Source organism: Streptomyces olivaceoviridis, assembly GCF_014650115.1.
Taxonomy (GTDB): Bacteria; Actinomycetota; Actinomycetes; order Streptomycetales; family Streptomycetaceae; genus Streptomyces; species Streptomyces olivaceoviridis.
This window is the reverse complement of sequence record NZ_BMUI01000015.1, coordinates 153,131-171,919: the sequence shown is the minus strand read 5'-3', so window position 1 is coordinate 171,919 and position 18,789 is coordinate 153,131. Positions and strand designations below refer to the sequence as shown.

The window sequence follows — 18,789 nt, the reverse complement described above, 5'->3', positions numbered from 1 at the left end:
GATCGTGGGGTGTGCCCCATGGTGGCGGAGGCCGTACGGCGCGAGAGTGGAGGTGTTCGGTTCGGACGGGATCCGGACCGTGCCGGATCCCGGCGATCGGGACATCCGACCGCCTTGGACCACGTGTGGCGCAGCGGCCCCACCCCCCGGGGGCCGAGCGTCACCTTCCCCGCGGTGCGGGCCCGGTGTCCGCGGACACCGGGCCCGCACCCGCATCGGCCGGTCCCCCGGCCGGCGGCCGGGTGGGGCCTGGTCGGAGGCCCCACCCGGCTCACGCACGGGCGGCGCCGGCCCGGACGACCGCACACCAAGCCCCGCTCCGGCGGGTGGGCGGAGCGGGGCGGACGGGGGCCCACCGGTTCAGTCGACCTGAGCGGTGGCCTGGTCGACGAGGCGCTGCGCGAGTTCGCCCAGCCGGGCGGGGTCGCGCTTGAGTGCCCAGACGCCCAGGAAGTCGATGAGGTCGAAGAACGTGTCGTCGCTCTCGATCTTCCGGTCCAGCAGCATCGCGAGGGGGCCGGGCTCGTCGTACGGCAGTGTCCGGGTGGGTTGCCCGTTGGCGGCCGGGGGCGGGGTGCCGTCGGCGGGGGCGGCCGTGCGCGGAGGGGCGACAGGCGGGGCCGGCTTCGACGGCACCGGGGAGGACACGGCGGGTGACGCCTCGGACCGGGCGGCTTCCCGGTCGGCGTCGGCGGTGCCGGCCGGCGTCGGCGGCGCCTGGACGCCGTCCGTGGTGGCTGCCTGGGCCTGTGGCGTCCGGACCGGCTCGGGGGTCTTCGCCGGTGCCGGCGGCGCCTGGACGCTGTCGGCGGTGGCTGCCTGGGGCGGTGGCGCCTGGACCGGCACCGTCGGCGGCTCGTCGTGCACCGTGGGCGGTTCGTCGTGCACCGTGGGCGGTTCGTCGTGCACCGCCGGTGCCGCGGCACCGACGGCCTGCCCGGCATCGGACACGGCCGGGTGGCCGCTCTCGGCCGCACCGGGGTCGGCCGCCGCCGCTTCCGCCTGGCGCGCGGCCTTGAGCGCCGCCTTCTCCGCCTCCTTGCGGGCGCGTTCGGCCTTGAGCGCTTCGAGCGCCGCCATCTGCTGGTCGGCCGGCTTGTTGCCGACGGCGCGCAGCAGGTCGATGGGTTCCCGGCCGATCCGCGCCTGGAGTTCGGGTGTGAGGGTGAGCAGCGCCAGCCGTTGCGACACCCAGCCCTGGGAGCGGTGCAGCCGCTTGGCCAGGGCCGTCTGGCTGCCGTGGATGACGAGCAGCCGCTGGAGCGCCCGGGCCTCGTCGAGTTCCTCCAGGTCCTGCCGGTGGATGTTCGCGACCAGCGCGGATTCGAGCAACTCCTCCGAGGTGCTGCCCTGTTCGTCGCTCACCATGACCTTGACGGTGGCGAGGCCGGCTTCGCGGGCGGCGGCCAGGCGGCTGCTGCCGTCGATGACGACATGGGTGGTGTTCGGCTCCAGGTCGCCCGCGCGGTCCGGGTTGGCCGTGAGATAGGCATCGCGGTTCATGACCGTGATGGCCTGCTTCTGACCGTGGGTCTTCAGGCTTCCCGCGAGGTCCGTCAGATCGCCCAGCTGCGAGCGGGGGTTGTCGGGGTTGGGGCTGATCTGGTGGACGGGCAGTTCACTGGGCGGAGCCACGCCCTCGGTCGGCACTCCGGTCGCCGCGGCCACGGCCTGCCGGCGTGCGCTGACGGGCCGGGCGCCGCCGAAACGCCCGGCGCCCAGCTGGTCGGCCTTGCTCATGAGATCTCCCGGGCCAGTGCGCGCATCCCGATGGCCTGCTGCGACTTGGGGGCGTAGGACAGCAGGGGCTGCTTCATGCGGACCGCTTCCTTCTGTTCCTTCAGGTCGCCGATCAGTCCCACCACCCTCGGATCCTTTATGTCGACCCAGCCCTGGAGCGAGGAGGTGGCGATGTAACCGCGGCGCGAGTCGTAGAGGTTGACGACGATACCGAGGTAGTCGATGTCGATCTGGAGGTCGTCGCGCAGGTCGTCGATCTGCGTGGTGAGCAGCTCGTAGGCGTCGGCCGAACTGTCCTCGGCCTGCACGACGATGAGCGCACCGGACTGACCGGGCTTCTCGCCGTCGCGCCGCCTGCCGTAGTAGGCGGCGGCGTCCATGCTGAGGCCCAGGCTGGGCGGGCAGTCGACGATGATGACGTCGTAGTCCGCCTCCAGCGGGGCGAGTGCCCGCTCCAGCGCGGCTTCACGGGCCCGTACGGCGGACAGCCGCACGTCGAGGAGGAAGGCGTCGTTGCACGCGGGCAGCAGGTGCAGACGGTTGCCGAAGGTCTCCTCGTCGATGGGCACGACGAGGTCGCGCAGGTCGCCCTTGGGGTCGCCCGCCATGTGGTTGGTGAGGCTGTCGCCGTTCATCGGCAGGGGAGCGGCGCCGAGCTGGTTGGTGAGGTGGCACTGGGGGTCGAAGTCCACCAGCAGGACCCGCATGCCGAGGCCGGGCAGGCTCTCGATCTCCAGGGGCTCGTCCTCGCCCGCCGCGGCGTCGCTGGCCCGCAGGGCCTTGGCGAGCGCCTTCGACACGCGTACGGCGTGCAGGGCGTTGGGGGACTCGGCGAGCGCCTCGCCGACGCCGGCCGTGATGGCGGTCTTGCCCACCCCGCCCTTCTGGTTGCAGACGATGACGCGGCGGGTGACGCTCGGCCGCTCGACGTCGGGCGCGGGGTTGGAGTCGAGCCACAACCTGACGGACTGGGCGAGTCCCTGGATGAGGGAGACGCTGCGGTCCGCCGCCACCTTGCGGAACGTCTCCCACTGTCCGGGCGGGAGGAAGGTGGAGAAGGAGTCGGCGCCCGCGGTGTCGACGGGTTCGGTGGCCGAGGCGAGGGCGCACCAGTCCCTGATGCCCTGCTCGACGGCGGCCTGGATCTCGATGCCGTGCTGGGCGGCTCTGATTTTCAGGTCCTGCCGAAGCTGGCCCGGCAGCTTGGAGACGACCTTGTCGCGGTCGCCGGAGGAGGCTGGAGAACTCATGGGGGTACCTTACTAACGCTCGTGATCGTTCGCGCCGCCGACACGTTAGTTAAGCCGACTGCCTGGCGGCCCGCGCCGCCCGGCACGGCGGCCGGAAATGTCGTTCGCGCGCCATGTCCCCCCATGGGTAACGGATTTCGCCGCTCGTCGGATCAGTTCCGATTCCGCCCACCCGGCTGAGCGGGTCACCCGCGAGCGGCGGTCCCCGACGGACACCGACCGCGGCGCCGGCGGCGACCCGGTGACGGGCCGCGGCCGGCGCCGCGTCGCTCAGGCGCGCCGCAGCCGCAGCGTCACCAGCTCGAACGGCCGCAGCCGTACGGTGATCCGGTCGCCGTCCCGCTCCGGGGCGGTCGCCGTGGCGAGCGGGCGCTCCAGCAGGTCCGTCACCGTCACCTCCGCGACCTCGAAGCCGGCCGTGAACGTGGCCAGGGCCCGGCCGCCGTGGGCCTCGTGGAAGCGGACCACCACGTCCCCGCTGCCGTCGTCGGCGAGCTTCACCGCCGTGACCACGACCGCGTCGTCGTCCACGGTGACCAGCGGAGCGACCTCGTGGGCGCCGGTCAGGCGCCGTTCCGGCAGATTGACGCGCCAGCCCTCGCGCACCGCGTCCCCGATCCCGGCGCCGGGCACCAGGGCGTGCCGGAAGCGGTGGACGCCCTGATCGGTCTCGGGGTCGGGGAAGCGCGGGGCGCGCAGCAACGACACCCGGACCGTCGTGGTCGTACCGCGGTCGCCGTCGGACCGCACGATCCGGGTCACGTCATGGCCGTACGTCGAGTCGTTGACGACGGCGACGCCCCAGCCGGGCTCCTCCAGGTGGACGAAGCGGTGGTTGCAGGCCTCGAACTTGGCCGCCTCCCAGGACGTGTTGGTGTGGGTGGGCCGGTGGAAGTGCCCGAACTGCGTCTCGGAGGCGTACCGTTCGGCGCGCACGTCGAGCGGGAAGGCCAGCTTGAGGAACTTCTCCGTCTCGTGCCAGTCGACCTCGGTGTCGATGACCAGCCGCCGCTCGCCCGCCCGCAGGGACAGCACCTGGGTGACCCGGGAGTCGCCGAAGGCGCGGACGACCCGCACCGACGCCCCGTCGTCGCCCGGCAGCACCGACTCGGCGTCGGTGAGGTCGGTGACGGTGTTGCGGTAGAACTCGTCGACGTCCCAGGCGTCCCACATGTTCGGGAAGTCGGGGTGCAGCTGGAGCAGGTTGGCGGCCTGCCCCGGCGCGACCGTCTCCCGGCCGGCCGCGATGTCGTACGCCGACACCACCAGGCCCCGGGCGTCGACCTCGATCCGCAGGCTGCCGTTGTCCAGCGTGAACCCGCCGCTCGCGCGCGGCGCGAGCGTGGTGCCGCCGGTCACGGCCGGGGTGGCGGCGCCGCCCGCCGGGACACCGTGACGGGGGTGCGGGGCCGCGTTGAAGACCAGCTCGGTGCCGCCCTCGCCGGCCAGGGCACGCTGGGCGCCGTCGATGATCGCGGTCAGCTCACCCGCGATCCGTTCGTACGTGGCCCGTGCCTCGCGGTGGACCCAGGCGATGGACGAGCCGGGCAGGATGTCGTGGAACTGGTGCAGCAGCACCGTCTTCCAGATCCGGTCCAGCTCCTCGTACGGGTAGGGGAAGCCGGTGCGCACGGCCGCGGTGGCCGCCCACAGCTCCGCCTCGCGCAGCAGGTGTTCGCTGCGCCGGTTGCCCTGCTTGGTCTTGGCCTGGCTGGTCAGCGTCGCCCGGTGCAGTTCGAGGTACAGCTCGCCCACCCAGACCGGCGGCTCGGGGTACTCGGCCTCGGCCTTCTCGAAGAACGCGCGCGGGGTCTCCCACTCGACGGTCGCCGAGCCTTCGAGGTCGCGCAGCCGGGCCGCCTTGGCGACCATCTCGCGGGTGGTGCCGCCGCCGCCGTCACCCCAGCCCGTGGGCGCGAGCGAGTGCCGGGCCCGGCCCTTGTCCTTGAAGTTCCGCGCCGCGTGGGCGATCTCGCTGCCCTTCATGGAGCAGTTGTAGGTGTCGACGGGCGGGAAGTGCGTGAAGATCCGGGTGCCGTCGATGCCCTCCCACTGGAAGGTGTGGTGGGGGAACTTGTTCGTCTGCGACCAGGAGATCTTCTGGGTCAGCAGCCACTTGGAGCCGGCCGCCTTGATGATCTGCGGCAGGCCCGCGGCGAAGCCGAAGGTGTCGGGCAGCCAGGCCTCCTCGTTCTCGATGCCGAACTCGTCGAGGAAGAACCGCTTGCCGTGCACGAACTGCCGGGCCATCGCCTCCGAACCGGGCATGTTGGTGTCCGACTCCACCCACATCCCGCCGGCCGGCACGAACCGCCCCTCCGCCACGGCCTTCTTCACCCGTGCCCACACCTCGGGCCGGTGCTCCTTCACCCACGCCCACTGCTGCGCCTGGGACATGGCGAAGACGAACTCCGGCTCGTCCTCGATCAGCGCGGTCATGTTGGACGTCGTACGGGCCACCTTGCGCACCGTCTCCCGCAGCGGCCACAGCCAGGCGGAGTCGATGTGCGCGTGCCCGACGGCGCTGATGCGGTGCGCCGACGGGACGGCGGGGGACGACAGGACCTCGGTGAGCTGCTCGCGGGCCCGGCCGGCGGTGCCGTTCACGTCCTGGAGGTCGACGGAGTCCAGCGCGCGGTCCACGGCGCGCAGGATGTCGTAGCGGCGGGCGGAGTCCTCGGGCAGCTCCGCCATCAGCTCACCGAGGACCTCCAGGTCCATCACGAGCTGCCACACGGTCTCGTCGAAGACGGCGAGGTCCATGCGGGTCAGGGTGTACTGCGGCTCGCTGCCGGCGGTCTCCTTGTCGCCGAGCTGGGTCGGCAGGAAGGGGTGGTAGTCCAGGATGACCGGGTTGGAGGCGGCCTCGATGTGCAGCCGCACCTCCTCGCCGCCCGCCACGGGCGCGCCGATCCGCACCCACTGGTTGCGCGGGTTCAGGCCCTTCACCGGCGTGCCGTCGGGCCGGTAGACCAGGCCCTCGCACTGGAAACCGGGCATGTTCTCGTCGAAGCCGAGGTCCAGCAGGGCCTCGACGGTCCGGCCCGCCCACGACGCGGGCACGGTTCCCGTCACCCGGAACCAGCTGGTGCCCCAGGGAGCACCCCAGCGGGCGCCCACCTCGATCGGCTCGGGCTCGGCGGCCAGCCCCTCCGCGACCGGCACCGGCTCGCCGGGCGCGTGCCACACCGCGACCCGAAGCGGTACGGACTCGGGGTACACGGCGGGGCGGATGCGTTCGTCGAGGACCCGCTTGAGGCGGGCTTCCACCAGAGTGCGGTCGTCATGCATGCGGGATGCTCCGTAGGTCGTACGTCGGGAGGGTGGTTACCAGGGTGGGTGACGGGCGCGGGGATGTCACTCGGCACCGGTCGCCCGAGCCGCCCCCGCTGCCGGGAGCACCTGCCCGGCCGTGACCACCTCGGTGATGCCACGTGCCCGGAGATGGTCCGCGTCGCCCGCGCGGACGTCGAGGACGGTGGTGGGCCGGGCCCCGTCGGCGGTCAGCCGGAAGAAGGCGTCGTACAGGGCCCCGCCCGGAGCGAGCGCCGTACGCCCCTCGGGGTCGGCGGGTACGACAAGGGCGGTCGTGCGCGGTGCCGGGGTGGGGTGGGTCCGGCGGGCCGCGTCGGCGAGCACCCGCGCGATGTCCTTCGGCCGCCGGTCGTTGGTCAGCAGCCCGAGGGAGTATTCGAGCTCGGGGAAGTCGGCGAGGCCGCGGGAGACGTCGTGGGAGCACCACCAGGTGATGCCCCACAGGCCGGGGCAGTCCAGGGCGTTGGTGACGGTCGCCTCGGTGAAGGCGGCGGCGTGCTCGGCGGGGACCAGCGGGGCGGGGGCGCCGACCTCCTGGAGCCACACCGGCCGGTGCGGGTCGTCCGCCCACGCCTTGCTCAGCTCGACCAGGTAGGCGGCGTGGTGCTCGCTGGGTACGGAGGTACGGCCGTGGCGCTGGGCGGTGCCGTTGAACACCCAGGAGTGCACGGCGGTGACGCCGCCGTACCGGGCGGCCTGGGCCGGGGTGAACGGCATGTCGTGCTGGTACCAGGTGGCGTCGTACTCGGCGTGCAGGTGCAGCCGGCCGGGGGCGCCCTCCTCGCAGGCGGCGAGCATGCGCTCCAGCCAGGTGTCGATCTGCTCGGGGGTGGCCCGGTCGGGGTCGGGGTGGGGGTCGGCGCTGAACTGGTTGACCTCGTTGCCGACGGTCATGCCGATGAAGTTGGGCCGGTCGGCGAGGGCGGCGGCGAGGGTGCGCAGGTAGGCGGCCTGGCCGTCGATGACCTCGGGGTCGGTGAAGAGGTTGCGCCGGTGCCAGGTGCGCGTCCAGGCGGGGAGGAAGTCGAAGCTGGACAGATGGCCTTGCAGGCCGTCCACGTTCACGTCCAGGCCGCGCTCGGCGGCGGCGTCGGCGAGGGCCACGAGCTGTTCCACCGCGCGCGGCCGGATGAGAGCCCGGTTCGGCTGGAAGTACGGCCACAGCGGGAAGACCCGGACGTGGTCCAGGCCGAGCGCGGCGATCGAGTCGAGGTCGGCGCGTACGGAGTCGAGGTCGAAGTCGAGCCAGTGGTGGAACCACCCTTCGCTGGGGGTGTAGTTGACGCCGAAGCGCACGGCAGGAGGCATGGGTGTCCTTGCGGGGGGTTCGAATGCGGCGGTCAGCCCTTGACGGCGCCCTCGCCGACCCCGCGGAAGAAGTACCGCTGGAGGCAGGCGAAGAGGACGATGAGCGGGGCCACGGCGATGACCGTGCCGGCGGCGACCAGCCGCTGGTCGTTGGCGAAGGTGCCGTGCAGGTAGTTGAGGCCGACGGTGAGGGTGAACTTGGACGGGTCGCCGAGCACGATCAGCGGCCACAGGAAGTCGTCCCAGGCGCCCATGAAGGCGAAGATCGAGACGACGGCGAGGGTGCCCTTGACCGACGGCAGCGCGATCCGCAGGAACCGCTGCCAGACGTTGGCGCCGTCGACGAAGGCCGCCTCCTCGATCTCGTACGGCAGGTTGAGGAAGGCGTTGCGCATCAGCAGCACGTTCAGCGCGCCGACGCAGCCGGGCAGCACCACGCCGATGAGCGTGTTGTTCAGCTCCAGCGACCGCATGGTCGTGAACTGGGCGATGATGATGCTCTCGGCGGGCACCAGCAGGGCCAGGATGAAGACCAGGGTCAGTACCCCGCGGCCCCGGTAGCGCAGCCGGGCCAGGGCGTAGCCGGCGAGGGCGGAGCCGACGCAGTTGGTGACCACGCTGGCGACGGCGACCTTGACGGAGTTCAGGGCGTAGTCCCAGACGGGGATGACGCCGGCGACCCGGCTGTAGTTGTGCAGGGTGGGGTGCTCGGGCAGGAACGACGGCGGGGAGCTGTAGATGTCCTCCGTCGGGCCCTTCAGCGAGGTCGACAGCTGCCACAGGAACGGGCCGATCGTCAGGGCCAGCACGCCGAGCAGCAGCAGGTAGCGGAGGACGAGTTCCCAGGGCCGCACGCGCTGGCCGGTGTCGTCGGTGAAACGGGAGCGGCGGCCGGTCCGCCGCGCGCGCTCGGTCGTCGGGTGCCCCGGGCGGGCGGTCCGCCCGTCCGGGGTGCGCAGGGTGTCGGTCATGCCTGGGTCTCGTCCTTCCGGTCCGCGCGCAGTACCAGCAGCATCAGCACCACGGTGATCACGAAGACCACCACGGAGATCGCGGAGGCGTAACCGACCCGGCCGCTGAGGCCGGTGCCGGAGCGCTGCACGAGCATCACGAGAGTCGTGTCCTCGCCGGCCGGGCCGCCGGTCGGGCCGGCCATCAGGTACACCTCGGAGAACACCTTGAAGGCGGAGACCGCGGCGAGCGCGGCCACCAGGACCATCGTGGACCGCACGGCGGGCACGGTGACGCTGAGGAAGCGGCGGACCGCGCCCGCGCCGTCCACGGCGGCGGCCTCGTGGAGTTCGCGCGGTACGTTCGCGAGCGCCGCCAAGTAGACGATCATGTAGTAGCCGAGGCCCTTCCACACCGTGACCGTCATGGCGCTGAGCAGGATCAGCCACTGGTCGCTGAGGAACCCGACCGGGCTCGCGCCCAGCGTCTCCAGCAGCGAGTTGACCAGACCGCGTTCGTCCAGCAGCCACACCCAGATCAGGCCGACGACCACGATCGAGGCGACGACCGGGGTGTAGAAGGCGGACCGGAAGAAGGCGATGCCGGGGATGTGCTTCTGCACCAGAAGCGCGAGCAGCAGCGGCAGGACCACCAGCGCCGGGACGACTCCGAGGACGTACAGCGTGCTGTTGCGCAGGGCAATCCAGAACGCGTCGTCGTGGAGCATCTCGCGGTAGTTGGCGAGACCGACGAAGTGGCCCGGGATCAGGGTGCGACGGTCGGTGAAGGAGTTCACCACGGTCGACACGAACGGGTACAGCACGAACGCGGCGGTGACCAGCAACCCGGGTGCGGCGAACAGCCACGGACTGGTGGGCAGCTGACGCCGCACCCGGGAGCCCCTACGGGCAGGGGAGGAGAGGGCCACGGCGGATCAGCCCTGCTTGAGCAGCTGGTCGCAGGCCTTGACAGCGTTGTCGAGCGCCTGCTTGGGGCTCTCCTTGCCCTGGAGCGCCTTGGCGACCTCCTGCTGGAGCGCGGTCTTCATCTGGTCGCTGAACAGCACCGGCGTGTAGTTCACGGCGGTCTTCAGCGACTTGGCGGCGGCCACCCGGACGCGGGTCTCGTCGGTGCCGTCCTCCTTGGTGAAGTACGGGTCCTTCAGGGAGCCGGCGGTGCTCGGGAAGATGGCGACCTGCTTGGCGAAGGCCATCTGGTTCTTCGCGTCGGTGACGAAGTGCGCGAAGGCCACGGCCGCGGGCTTCTGCTTGGACTGCGCGTTCACCATCAGGTTCTGCACGTACATGTTGACGTGGCCGGTGCTGGTGATCTGGTCGGTGATGCCGATGTTCTTGTACAGGCTCGGCGCCTGCGTCTTGAAGTTCTTCAGGTCCAGCGCGCTGCCGGGGTTCATGGCGACGGCCCCGGTGAGGAACTTGCGTCCGGCCGACTCGGGCGTGGCCGTCAGCGCCTGCGGGTCGAGGGCCTTGGCGTCGTACAACTCCTTGTACTTGGTGAGGAGTTCGACACCCTTGGCGTCATTGAAGGCGAAACCGGTGCCTTCCTTGTTCACCAGCTGGACGCCGTAGCGGCCGAAGTCCTCGATGGCCGGCACGTTGGCGAGGGTGGCGACCTTGCCGTCGGTCTTCTCGGCGATCTGGAGGCCGTCCTTGAACAGGTCGGCGTACGTCTTCGGCGGCTGGTCCGGGTTGAGACCGGCCTCCTTGAACAGGGCCTTGTTGTAGAACAGCGGCCCGGTGTTCAGGTACCAGGGGAACGCCCAGGTGCCCGGCAGGCCCGGGATGTCAGTGCTGCTCCACGCGCCCGGCAGGTACTCGCTCTTGTACTTCGCCGCCGCCTTGTCCTTGTCCAGGTCCAGGGCGAGCCCGGCCTTGGCGAGCGGGGCGGCCAGGTCGGGGGAGACGTTGACGACGTCGGGCAGCGTGCCGCCGGCCGCCTCCGCGCTGAGCTTGTCGGCGTAGCCCTCGGCGGGCTGGTCGACCCACTTCACGTGGGTGCCCGGGTACTTCTGCTCGAAGTCGGCGATGACGCCCTCGAAGTACGACTTGAAGTTCGCCCTCAGGTTCCAGGTCTGGAACGTGATGTTGCCCTCGATCTTGCCCGAGGCGTCGCCCGACGAGCTGTCGTCGTTCCCGGAGCCGCAGGCGGACAGCGGCAGCAGGGCCGCGACGGCGACAGCGGTGGCGAGGGTTCTACGGGATATGCGCACGGCTGGAGGCTCCTTCGGACGGCGGGCCACGGCGACGATGCCGGCCACGGGTTCAGGGGCAGACATTGCATCCTTCGGCGGAAAAATGTCAATGGATTCGGCCGAAAACTTCCCTGCGCCGATAGAAGCCGCAGGTCAGGGCGTGTTGACGCGAGCCGGACAAGTGCCGGACGCGACTCTTGCTCCGATCGCTAATGCGCTTTAGGCTGGTCTAGCTCAAGCGCTTTAGTGCTCGGTGCCAGAGAATGGGAGCGGAAGTGGCGGACAAGCGTTCACCGGCGCGCCGGCCGACGATGAAGGACATCGCGCGGCGGGCCGGGGTCTCCGAGAGCGCCGTCTCCTTCGCCCTCAACAACCGGCCCGGCGTCTCCGAGGTGACCCGGGCCCGGGTGCGCCGGGTGGCCGAACAGCTCGGCTGGCGGCCGAGCACCGCCGCCCGCCAGTTGTCCGGTGAGGGCGCGGCCACGGTCGGGTTCGTGCTGGCCCGGCCCGCGCACACCCTCGGTGTGGACTCGTTCTTCCTCCAACTGGTCTCGGGCATCCAGGAAGTGCTGGCCGAACGCCATCTCGGCCTGCTCTTCCAAGTTGTAGAGGACATTGCCGCAGAATGCGCGGTATACCGGACCTGGTGGGCCGAGCACCGGGTCGACGGCGTCCTCATGGTCGACCCCCGCACCGACGATCCCCGTCCCGCGCTCCTGGAGGAACTCGGCCTGCCCGCCGTGGTGATCGGGGGCGCGCCGGCCGAGCTGCACCCCGGGCTGTCGGCGGTGTGGGCGGACGACGCCGGCGCGATGGCCGCGGTCGTGGGGGAACTGCACGCCCTGGGCCACCGGCGGATCGTGCACATCGCCGGGCTGCCCGGCCTCGCGCACACCCAGCGGCGGATGCGCAGCCTGCGGGCCGAGGCCGAACGGCGCGGCCTGACCGAGGTCCGCTCGGTGACCACCGACTACTCCGACGCCGAGGGGGCCGCCGTCACCCACCGGGTCCTGTCCGGATCCGCCGCGCCCACCGCGCTCATCTACGACAACGACGTGATGGCGGTCGCCGGGGTGGCCGCCGCGGCCGAACTCGGCTTCGCGGTGCCCGAGGACGTGTCGGTGGTCGCGTGGGAGGACTCCGCGCTGTGCCGGATGGTCAAGCCCTGGCTGTCCGCGCTGTCCCGGGACAGCGTGGCCTTCGGCCGCACCGCCGCGCGAGAACTGCTCTCGCGGCTGGACGGGGCCACGCCGGGGACGGTCCAGGTACCGCTCCCGGAACTGATCGCCCGCCAGAGCACGGGACCGGTGCGGGGCGCCTGAGGCCGGGGCGGGCACGGCCGGACCCGCCGCACACGTGCGGATGCGGCTCCCGCGCGGGACGGCCGTCATCCGCGCCCGGCTCACTGCGCCTGGCGACCGGGGCGATCGGTGGTGGAGCGGGCGCACGAGGTCAGGCCCCGTCATGTCGCCGGCGGACGAAGGCGGCCCGCGCCGAGCTCGGTCGCACGAGGTGGACGAGGCGGACGAGAGGCGGTGTCCGGGCCGCGCGCGGAGCCTGCGGCGCTGGTGCCGGAGTGCGACGAGGAGGTGCCGGGCGCGCTGCGTCGGGTTGCCGAAGGGAGGCCGGCCCAGGCGCCTTACGGCGCTGCACGGCGCTGAGCGGGACGGCAGAGGTCGGCGGCCGGTCGTGGCCGGCGTCACGACCGCCGGTGAGGCCGGTGGCGTCCGACCTGGCCGCGGTGCGGCTGCCGCTGCCGGTGCGCGGTGACCGGCCGGCCGCGGCGACGGGCTCGTTGGCGGTGGCCCTCGTGGCCCTCGTGGCGCTGTTCGAGAGCGTGTGGGAGGCGGTCGGAGCCGGTGCGGCGGGTCGGGGCCGCTGACGGACCGGTGCGAGAGGTCGGTGCCGAGAGGTCGGTGCCGGGAGCGGTTCCCCGGTGGTGGGACCGGACCGGCGGACGCGGGAGATCCCGCTTCCGATGGTCACCGGGACGAAGGACGAGACGGTCGCCCGCGTGCTGGGGGCGAGCCACCGTCCCTGCGCGGCAACGCGGCAGCGAGGCCGGAACCCTGCTCGCGCCCGGCCGCGACGCCGGCGCCCTCAGCGGTCACCGCCGTGGCACCGGCCCGGACGGTTACCTCAACGCTTGACGTCGTAGATGCGGTTGGTGGGGGTCTCGACGGCGAGCCTCCAGCCGAGCAGACCCACCTCGGCGGCGATCGCCTGGAGCGCCTCCGGCCCGGGATGGTTGCCGAGCGCGTGCGGGCCGCCCTGCGCCATGGCCGCCGGCAGACAGAGAACAGCCGAGGTGGAGGCGAAGGACCGGCCGATCGGGTTGATGTTCTCCCCGGGCTCCGCGGACACGTTCGGCTCGACGACAAGGCAGCTTCCGTCGTCCGCGAGGGCCTTTTCGGCGCGCTGGAGCGCCGCGCCGGGATCACCGAGATCGTGGAGGCAGTCGAAGAACGTGACGAGATCGTAGTCGCCACCGGGGAAGTCGTGCGCGGCGGCGACCTCGAACGTCACGCGGTCACCGACGCCCTCCTCCTCGGCCAGCTTCCGGGCCGCTTCGACGGAGGGCTCGTGGAAATCGAAGCCGTGGAAGCGGGACCGCGGAAACGCCTTGGCCATGAGAACCGTCGAGTGGCCGAAGCCGCATCCCACGTCGGCCACCGAGGCGCCGCGCCGAAGCTTGGCCTCGACGCCCTCCATCGCGGGCAGCCATTCCTGGACGAGGACTGCCTCGTAGCCAGGCTTGAAGAAGGCGGCGACGCCCTCCGACAGTTCCGGCCCGTAGTCCCGCCAGCTCACACCGCCACCGTCGCGGTAAGCGCTCGCCAGCGCCTCTTCGGCACCGTAGAGGGCCTTCAGCATGGTGAAGCCACCACCGAGGTACGTCGGCACAGAGGAGTCGGCCAGCACAGCCGCGTGCTCGTCCGGCAGGACATACGTGTTCGTCTGCGGGTCGTGCACCACATAGGCACCGGCGACCTGCGCCGCCAGCCACTCCCGAACGTAGCGCTCGACGAGTCCTGTCCTCTCGGCCAGTTCGTCCGAGGTGAGCGCCCCCGCACCCGACATCGCCTCGTACAGCCCGAGGCGGACGCCCAGGGACGTCGACACTCCCGCGAAGGCGGCCGCTTGGTCGGCGACCACCCTCTCCAGGAACTCCAGCACGCGATTCTCATCCGACATGTGAATAAACTTCCAAGCGCGGCAGGTGGTGACGAGAAGAACCTCTTCTCTCATCCCTCCAACGGATCCGCGCACCCTCATGGTTCACACGTGTCACCGTCCCGGGCCAGGGCTACCGCTGTGCGGCGGCCTGGTGCAGATGGCGGCTCACGTCGCCGACGAGATTGATGCGGACCCGTCGCTCCACGAAGCGCCACTGCCCGTCCCGGCGCTCGAAACGGTCGTGGTACCGACCGCCCGCCACCGGTTGCAGCGGCAGCTCGGGCAGCGCCTGCAACACGGTGACGTAGGAACGCGCGACCGCCGTGCTCGCCTGTTCGTCGACCTCGATGGCGATGTTGGTGGTGACGTGCTGGGTGCGCGGCGTGCCGTCGGCGTAGACGATCAGAGTGTCATGGAACATCTTCTCGATCGCGTCGCTTCCGCTCACCGGCTCGCCGCTGCCCGTGAAGGTGGCGTCGGCGAGAAGCCTGCCCAGCCCCGCGAAATCGCCGTCGTCCACCAGCTCGGCGTACCGCGCGATCAGATTCTCGATGGCCCGGTGGCTCGACGCGGGGTCGGTGGGCACGGGTGTGGATGTGGACATGGGTTTCCTCCAAGCGGCACGGCCGACCTGCAACGTGTCTCAGGCTACTCGCACGGCCGAAGCACCTGTTTCGCCGGCGCCCGGCACGCCGCCTCTTCGTGTCATGGCGTGGCGAGTGCCTCGGTCGGTGTGAGCCGCGCCGCACGGATCGACGGGTACACGCCCGCCAGCACCCCGATGACCACGGCACCGCCGACACCCGTGCCGAGCACGGTGATCGGGACGACGGGCCGCCAGCCCTGGTAGACGGCGTAACCAGCGGTGGCCAGTACCCCGGTCACCGTGCCCGCGACCCCGCCGAGCAGGGACAGCACCACCGACTCGGTGAGGAACTGACCTCTGATCTGCCCCCGGTTCGCGCCGAGCGCGCGCCGTAGGCCGATCTCCTTGCGGCGTTCCAGCACCGAGATGTACATGGTGTTCGCCACGCCGATCCCGCCCACGAGCAGCGCCACCCCGGCGAGGCCCAGGAACAGCGACGAGAAGGCGCTGTTCGTCGCCCGCTTCGCCGCCAGGGCGTCCGAAGGGCGGCTGACCTGGACCAGGCCCGGCAGCTCCGGGTACAGCGTGGCCGGCAGCACGGACGAGACCGCCTCGACGGCGTCCTCGTGCGCCTTCACGTAGACCACGGTCGGATGTCCGTCGAACGCGAGGGTCTCGCGCGCCGCCTCCCAGCCGACCAGCACCGAGCGGTCCAGGTCCGGTGCGAGCGGCAGCGGGTCGAGGATGCCGATGACCGTGAACCACTTCGTTCCGACGAGGATCTGCGGTGCCTGCCGGCCCGGTGCCAGGGTGGTCACGCCGAGGCGGGACGCCGCCTCGTAGCCGAGGACCGCCGTCGGCAGCCGGTCGGTCGCGGCGTCGAGGAACTTCCCCGCGCGTACCCGGCCGTTCACCACCGACAGCAGGCCGTCGCCGCTCGCCAGGACCGTGAGGCCGAGCCCGTCGCCGGGGTCGGTCCGGTCCGAACGGTGCACGAGCCGGTGGGTGTTGGCGACCTCGCTGGTCGCCGTGACCGGACCGATGCGGGCGGCCATCCTGTCGGCGGACGCGGGCAGCACCACCGGAGGGTTCTGGTCGGGCTGCGGGACCGCCCGGAGCATGTTCGTGCCGAGCGCGGACAGCCGGTCGTTCAGCGCCCGCTGGCTGGACGCCGGGATCCCCGTCACGAGGACGAGGGTCGCGATGCCGATGGAGATGCCGAGCGCGGACAGCGCGGCACGCAGCCTGCGGGTGCGGATGCCGATCAGTCCGAGCCGCACTACGTCGGACGGGCTCTGCCGGGCCGGACGGGCGAGCCCTCCGCGCGGTGCGGCGCTCACCGGTCGCCTCCCCGGGCCGGGCCGGCGGCGGGGTCCGCGGACCGTCCGGCCGCGGCGGGCCCGGCCGACGGTGCGGAGCCGGTGCCCCGGTCCGCCGCCGGGCCGCGGCGCGGTCCCGTGTCCCTGACGATCCGCCCGTCGCGCATCTCCACCTGGCGTGGCAGCCGCGCCGCGATGTTCCCGTCGTGCGTGATCACGGCGATGGTGGTGCCCTCTCTGTTCAGCCGGACGAGCAGGTCGAGAACGGCCTGGCCGTTGGCGGAGTCCAATGCGCCCGTCGGCTCGTCCGCGAGCACCAGCGCCGGCTCGCCCACCAGCGCGCGGGCGATCGCGACGCGCTGCCGTTCGCCACCGGACAGCTGGTGCGGCAGATGCCCGACCCGGTGGCCGAGCCCGACCCGTTCCAGCGCGGCGAGCGCGAGCGGGGTGCGCCGCCTGCGCGGCACCCCCGCGTACAGCAGGCTGGTGGCGACGTTCTCCGCCGCGGTCAGCCCGTCCGTCAGGTGGAACTGCTGGAAGACGAAGCCGAGCCGCTGTCCGCGCAGTGCGGACAGCCGCCGGTCGCCCAGGGACGCCGTGTCCTGCCCCGCGATCTCCACGGTGCCGCGGGTGGGCAGGTCGAGCGTCCCCATGATGTTCAGCAGCGTGGACTTGCCGGAGCCGGAAGGGCCGACGATGGCGAGCAGCTCGCCCTCGTGGATGGTCAGGGACACGTCGTCGAGCGCGGTCACGCCGCCGGGGTACGCCTTGGTCGCGTTCGTGAGCCGCAGCACGGGTGACGGCTCGGCGGGACCGGCCGCGGCGGGTACGGCACGCAGGGTCAGCGTGTCGTCGCCCGCGCGCACGGGGAGCGTGTCGGAGGCGGAGGCGGAGGCGGAGGCCGTCGCGGCGTGCGCGGTGCCGCCGTACCCCGCGTCCTCGTGGTGACCGTGCTCGCGGCGACCGCCCTCGCGGTGCCTGCCGGGGGCTCTCACGACGCCGTCACCACCCGCTGCCCCTCCTCGATCCCGGTGCCCGAGACCTCCACCTGGCCCCTGGCGAACAGTCCCGTCTTCACGGCGACCAGCTCTCCACCCGGGCGCTGGAGCGCGTACCCGCCCTCCTGGAGCGCCAGCAGCGCGCCCACCGGCACGGTGAGGACGTTCTCGCGGGTCTCCGTCGTGAAGGTCACCCGCACGGACGCGGCGTCCAGGTTCCCGACCGAGGCGCTGTCCCGCGGCACCACGGTGACCCGCACCGACGGCGAGGTGTCGCCGTCGGACGCGTCGTCACCCGGGCCGCCCTGCACCGTCGTACCGACCGAGGTCACCCTTCCGGGTATCCGCTTGGTGTCGGGAAGGGTGATGACGACCTTGTCGCCCTGGTGGACCTGGGCCGCGTCACCGGCGTCGACCGTCACCGACACCGACTTCCGCAGGGACGTCACCGACAGGACGTCCGCCGCCGCCGGGTCGCCGAGCTGGGCCTTCACCGCGCCCACGCGGACCGCGCCGGGCAGCACCACCACCTCGCCCACCGAGAGCGTGCCGGTCTGCTGCCGGCCCGTGTCGCGTTGCCAGCGCTTCAGCGCGCCGAGGAGTGACGACGTCAGGACGGCCCCGGGGGCTTCGCCCGTACCGGTGGACGACCGCGTGTGGTGCGGCTCGGGGCCGATGTCGTAACCGAGGGCCTTCAGGTTGTCCGCGAGGACGGTCACGTCGGAACCGCTCGCCCCGGCCTTCACGGCCGCCTCGTCCAGCGTGCGGAACACCGGGGTGTCGCCGTAGAGGACCGTGACCGGCTGGTCGTCCACCCAGTACAGGGGCTTGCCCCGGGTCACCGTCGATCCGCTCGCCGGCAGCTTGGTGATCAGGCCCTTGCCCGCACCCTTGACCGTGACCGCCGCGCCGTAACCGAGGGTGCCGGGCAGCGTCTCGCTGTCGGACAGATCGGTGCGCCGGATGACCGTGGTCTGCGCGGACGGCACCCCGGCGGGCTTCGCACGGCCGGCGTCCCCGTGTCGCTTCAGCGCGGTCCCGCCGTAGACCCCGCCCGCGATGACGGCGAGGACGGCGACGGCGACCGCGATCCTGCCGCCGGTCCGTCCGCCGCCGTCGGCGACCGCGATCCGGCTGCCGTCGCGTGTGCCGCCGTCGGCGGACACGTGTGCGGCGGTCCTAGTTCGCGCCCTTGCCACCGAACGCCTCCAGGCGGCAGTCGTGGTCGATCTTCTCGGTCGGGAGTCCGCCGCCGTCCTTCGGGATGTCCTTGTCGTAGGTCCAGCCGTCAGGGCTCCCGTCGTCGCCGAAGACCTCGTGGACCTTCATGCCCTTCGACTTCAGGCAGCCGACGTAGGCGCGGTAGTCGTCCGCGTAGTGCGGGTTGGTCTCGGGGCGTTCCTCGACCGGCTGGAGCGGCATCTTGGACAGGCACGCGTGGTACTGCGCCTTGTACTGGTCCGCGACCTTCGGGTCGTCCACGGGAGGCGCCTGCTTGCCGGGGTGGTCGACCCGCGCGTTGTTCATGGGGACGCCGTGGGCTTGCAGGCACGCCCAGTACGCGTCCCAGAGACGGTCGGTCTCCTCCTGGGAGCTGTCGAGGCGTAGCTGCGGGCGCTTGGCCTCGATGGCGGCCGTGGAGGACCGTGCCGAAGAGGTCGCCCCCGGCGCGCCGCCGCCGGACGAGGGGGTCGCCAACGACGCGATGCCGCTGTCCGACGCCTTCTGGCCGCTGTCGGTGCCGCCTGTGCCTCCGCAGGCCGTGAGAGCGACGCCCGCCGTCAGGAGGGCGGTGGCCAGGACGGCGGCCCGGACGCGGCGCGTCCGACGCGGGGCGCGCGTCGTGCCGGGGGTGCCGGCGGCGGGGTGCGGCCGGTCTGTCTGGTTGTCCATGACGGCAGAGGCTGCCGAGCGAATGTCAGAGGTTTGTCAG

General features: G+C 72.1%; 15 protein-coding genes. 2 read left to right on the top strand and 13 right to left on the bottom strand.

Translation table 11 applies throughout. From position 1 onward, the window contains the following. Positions 1 to 360: 360 nt before the first annotated feature. The 7 genes from IE273_RS26480 to IE273_RS26450 all read right to left on the bottom strand — a co-directional run bounded on the left by IE273_RS26480 (position 361) and on the right by IE273_RS26450 (position 10,794). Entirely contained in the window at positions 361 to 1,740 is a 1,380-nt protein-coding gene (locus IE273_RS26480; protein ID WP_189817668.1) for a ParB/RepB/Spo0J family partition protein, read from the bottom strand. After that, complete coding sequence (locus IE273_RS26475; RefSeq protein WP_189817667.1) at positions 1,737 to 2,990, bottom strand: ParA family protein; 1,254 nt, start codon at positions 2,988 to 2,990, stop codon at positions 1,737 to 1,739. The genes IE273_RS26480 and IE273_RS26475 overlap by 4 nt, the downstream gene beginning before the upstream one ends. 270 nt (positions 2,991 to 3,260) lie before the next feature. Further along, positions 3,261 to 6,281, bottom strand: a complete 3,021-nt coding sequence (locus IE273_RS26470) for an alpha-mannosidase (protein ID WP_189817666.1) — start codon at positions 6,279 to 6,281, stop codon at positions 3,261 to 3,263. Positions 6,282 to 6,347: 66 nt separating this feature from the next. Continuing rightward, the gene (locus IE273_RS26465; RefSeq protein WP_189817665.1) at positions 6,348 to 7,613 is read right to left on the bottom strand and encodes a glycoside hydrolase 5 family protein; all 1,266 of its coding nucleotides are present in this window, start codon (positions 7,611 to 7,613) and stop codon (positions 6,348 to 6,350) included. 32 nt (positions 7,614 to 7,645) lie between these two features. Beyond that, on the bottom strand, positions 7,646 to 8,584 hold the full coding sequence (locus IE273_RS26460) for a carbohydrate ABC transporter permease (RefSeq protein WP_189817664.1): 939 nt from the start codon (positions 8,582 to 8,584) through the stop codon (positions 7,646 to 7,648). Further along, complete coding sequence (locus IE273_RS26455) at positions 8,581 to 9,456, bottom strand: carbohydrate ABC transporter permease (RefSeq protein ID WP_189817663.1); 876 nt, start codon at positions 9,454 to 9,456, stop codon at positions 8,581 to 8,583. Before IE273_RS26455 ends, IE273_RS26460 begins: the two co-directional genes overlap by 4 nt. Positions 9,457 to 9,498: 42 nt before the next feature. Beyond that, entirely contained in the window at positions 9,499 to 10,794 is a 1,296-nt protein-coding gene (locus tag IE273_RS26450) for an ABC transporter substrate-binding protein (RefSeq protein WP_189817662.1), read from the bottom strand. A gap of 293 nt (positions 10,795 to 11,087) precedes the next feature. On the opposite strand from IE273_RS26450, the gene IE273_RS26445 reads away from it, so the two are divergent. Beyond that, complete coding sequence (locus IE273_RS26445; protein ID WP_373309401.1) at positions 11,088 to 12,098, top strand: LacI family DNA-binding transcriptional regulator; 1,011 nt, start codon at positions 11,088 to 11,090, stop codon at positions 12,096 to 12,098. Positions 12,099 to 12,496: 398 nt separating this feature from the next. Continuing rightward, positions 12,497 to 12,658, top strand: coding sequence for a hypothetical protein (locus IE273_RS26440; RefSeq protein WP_189817660.1), 162 nt, complete (start codon positions 12,497 to 12,499; stop codon positions 12,656 to 12,658). Between the two features lie 257 nt (positions 12,659 to 12,915). Here IE273_RS26440 and IE273_RS26435 read toward each other — a convergent pair whose 3' ends face one another. From IE273_RS26435 to IE273_RS26410, 6 genes are all read right to left on the bottom strand, one after another. After that, a complete protein-coding gene (locus tag IE273_RS26435; RefSeq protein ID WP_189817659.1) occupies positions 12,916 to 13,971 on the bottom strand; it encodes a class I SAM-dependent methyltransferase in 1,056 nt (351 codons plus the stop codon). Positions 13,972 to 14,083: 112 nt separating this feature from the next. Continuing rightward, positions 14,084 to 14,557: a nuclear transport factor 2 family protein gene (locus IE273_RS26430; protein WP_189817658.1), complete on the bottom strand. Its 474-nt coding sequence runs from the start codon at positions 14,555 to 14,557 to the stop codon at positions 14,084 to 14,086. A gap of 101 nt (positions 14,558 to 14,658) precedes the next feature. Beyond that, entirely contained in the window at positions 14,659 to 15,879 is a 1,221-nt protein-coding gene (locus IE273_RS26425) for an ABC transporter permease (protein ID WP_189817657.1), read from the bottom strand. Beyond that, positions 15,876 to 16,652 (bottom strand): ABC transporter ATP-binding protein, encoded by a 777-nt coding sequence (locus tag IE273_RS26420; protein WP_373309400.1) that lies wholly within the window; start codon positions 16,650 to 16,652, stop codon positions 15,876 to 15,878. Before IE273_RS26420 ends, IE273_RS26425 begins: the two co-directional genes overlap by 4 nt. A 197-nt stretch (positions 16,653 to 16,849) precedes the next feature. Next, positions 16,850 to 18,022 carry an efflux RND transporter periplasmic adaptor subunit gene (locus IE273_RS26415; RefSeq protein ID WP_189817655.1) on the bottom strand — a complete coding sequence of 391 codons (1,173 nt, stop codon included), beginning with the start codon at positions 18,020 to 18,022 and terminating at the stop codon, positions 16,850 to 16,852. Between the two features lie 13 nt (positions 18,023 to 18,035). Continuing rightward, positions 18,036 to 18,749, bottom strand: coding sequence for a hypothetical protein (locus IE273_RS26410; RefSeq protein WP_189817654.1), 714 nt, complete (start codon positions 18,747 to 18,749; stop codon positions 18,036 to 18,038). Positions 18,750 to 18,789 lie beyond the last annotated feature (40 nt).